General features: G+C 52.3%; 1 rRNA gene. It reads right to left on the bottom strand.

Going from position 1 to position 3,063, the window contains the following annotated elements:
• Positions 1-6 precede the first annotated feature (6 nt).
• Positions 7-2,902 (bottom strand): 23S ribosomal RNA (locus H8Z76_RS13370).
• Between the last annotated feature and the right edge of the window lie 161 nt (positions 2,903-3,063).

The following is a 3,063-nucleotide window of genomic DNA, read 5'->3' as shown; positions in this document are numbered from 1 at the left end:
TGTTTCTTGGTCAAGCCCTCGACCGATTAGTAACAGTCAGCTCCATGCGTTGCCGCACTTCCACCTCTGCCCTATCTACCTGATACTCTCTCAGGGGTCTTACTTCCTCTAGGGAAGGGATATCTCATCTTGGGGGGGGCTTCACGCTTAGATGCCTTCAGCGTTTATCCCTTCCGGACTTGGCTACCCTGCCATGGGATTGGTTCCCAACAGGTACACCAGTGGTCCGTCCAGCCCGGTCCTCTCGTACTAAGGCCAGCTCCCCTCAGATATCCTCCGCCCGCGCCGGATAGGGACCGAACTGTCTCACGACGTTCTGAACCCAGCTCGCGTACCGCTTTAATGGGCGAACAGCCCAACCCTTGGGACCTGCTACAGCCCCAGGATGCGATGAGCCGACATCGAGGTGCCAAACCACTCCGTCGATGTGAACTCTTGGGAGTGATTAGCCTGTTATCCCCAGGGTAGCTTTTATCCGTTGAGCGATGGCAATCCCACTTTATGCCACCGGATCACTAAGTCCTACTTTCGTACCTGCTCCACCCGTCGGTGTCGCAGTCAAGCTCCCTTCTGCCTTTGCACTCTTTGAATGGTTTCCGTCCATTCTGAGGGAACCTTTGAGCGCCTCCGATACCCTTTCGGAGGCGACCGCCCCAGTCAAACTCCCCGCCTGGCATTGTCCCACCGCCGGATCACGGCGGCTGGTTAGAAACCCAATACTGCAAGGGTGGTATCCCAACAGCGGCTCTGCTGAGACTGGCGTCCCAGCTTCAAAGCCTCCCACCTATCCTGTACATGCAGTACCGAATCCCAGTACCAGACTGGAGTAAAGCTCCATGGGGTCTTTCCGTCCTGGCGCGGGTAACCAGCATCTTCACTGGTACTTCAATTTCACCGGATGTATTGTCGAGACAGTGCTCAAATCATTACGCCTTTCGTGCGGGTCGGAACTTACCCGACAAGGAATTTCGCTACCTTAGGACCGTTATAGTTACGGCCGCCGTTTACTGGGGCTTGAATTCAAAGCTTCGACTTTAAGTCTAACCTCTCCTCTTAACCTTCCAGCACCGGGCAGGCGTCAGCCCATATACTTCACCTTACGGTTTCGCATAGACCTGTGTTTTTGCTAAACAGTTGCTTGAGCCTATTCTCTGCGGCCCACTTCCGTGGGCACCCCTTATCCCGAAGTTACGGGGTCATTTTGCCGAGTTCCTTAACAATACTTCTTCCGCCGGCCTTAGGATTCTCTCCTCATCCACCTGTGTCGGTTTACGGTACGGGCTTATATGGCACAATAGCAGCTTTTCTCGGCAGCCGGTCCGCATGCTTCGTTACTTATGGTTCACTCCGCGTCACAGCAGGGATTTCCGTATGCGGATTTGCCTGCATACCATCCCCTCTGCTTGCACCGGTCTTTCCATTCCCGGCTCATGCTTTCCTTCTGCGTCCCTGCAGTTCTGACCATATAAGGTACAGGAATCTAAACCTGTTGTCCATCGGATACGCTTCGCAGCCTCTCCTTAGGCCCCGACTTACCCAGGGCAGATCAGCTTTACCCTGGAAACCTTGGATATTCGGCCGATAGGATTCCCACCTATCTCTCGCTACTCATTCCGGCATTCTCTCTTCTTATCCCTCCACCGCTCCTTTCGGTACGGCTTCGACGGTATTAAGAATGCTCCTCTACCAATGACTTACGTCATTCCGCAGCTTCGGTGTCGTGTTTCAGCCCCGGTACATTTTCGGCGCAGGACCTCTCGACTAGTGAGCTGTTACGCACTCTTTGAATGTGTGGCTGCTTCTGAGCCAACATCCTAGTTGTCTTCGAAATCCCACATCCTTTTCCACTTAACACGCACTTTGGGACCTTAGCTGGCGGTCTGGGCTCTTTCCCTTTTGACTACCCAACTTATCTCGTGCAGTCTGACTCCCATTCATCATCTACATGGCATTCGGAGTTTGATATTCTTTGGTAAGCTTTGACGCCCCCGCGGAAATTCAGTGCTCTACCTCCATAAGACTAAAATGAGGCTAGCCCTAAAGCTATTTCGAGGAGAACCAGCTATCTCCGGGTTCGATTGGAATTTCTCCCCTACCCACACCTCATCACCACCCTTTTCAACGGATGTGTGTTCGGTCCTCCAACGCCTTTTACGGCATCTTCAACCTGGACATGGGTAGATCACCCGGTTTCGGGTCTACTCGTACTGACTATTTCGCCCTGTTCAGACTTGGTTTCCCTTCGGCTCCGGACTTTAAGTCCTTAACCTTGCCAGCACGCGTAACTCGCCGGACCGTTCTACAAAAAGTACGCGGTCGCACCTTAACGTGCTTCCACAGCTTGTAAACACAGGGTTTCAGGTTCTCTTTCACTCCCCTCCCGGGGTCCTTTTCACCTTTCCTTCACAGTACTATGCGCTATCGGTCACTAAGGAGTATTTAGCCTTACGGGGTGGTCCCCGTTCCTTCCATCAAGGTTTCTCGTGTCTCGATGTACTCTGGATCCCGCCTTGTCAGCTCGTCTTTCGCTTACGGGGCTTTCACCCTCTCTGGCTGGCTTTCCCAAAACCATTCTGCTAAACTCGCTGAATCAATTCCGCGGTCCGAACCCCAGCATGCACGCACGCTGGTTTGGGCTCTTCCGGTTTCGCTCGCCGCTACTCCCGGAATCGATGTTTCTTTCTCTTCCTCCGGCTACTTAGATGTTTCAGTTCACCGGGTTCCCTTCCATACGTTATGGATTGGCGTATGGATACATGAGGCCTTCTCATGTGGGTTTCCCCATTCAGATATCTGCGGATCAAGGGATATTTGCTCCTCCCCGCAGCTTTTCGCAGCTTATCACGTCTTTCTTCGGCTCTTAGTGCCAAGGCATCCACCCTGCGCTCTTTCTTGCTTGACCTTTCTTACTGTTCCCATAGCGTTGGAAACAGGGTCCTTACATCTTTCGATGTTCTTTCTTAATTGAGTTCTCGGTTTGTTTTCTCGGATGTCTTGATATCTGAAGTATTTCTACTTCCATCAATTCATTTCTCTGTGTGAAATTTTCAAGGTACATCACGC

Origin of the sequence: Roseburia yibonii (assembly GCF_014297335.1) — a bacterium.
In the GTDB taxonomy this organism is placed as follows: domain Bacteria; phylum Bacillota; class Clostridia; order Lachnospirales; family Lachnospiraceae; genus Roseburia_D; species Roseburia_D yibonii.
This window is presented reverse-complemented; position numbering and strand designations above follow the sequence as displayed.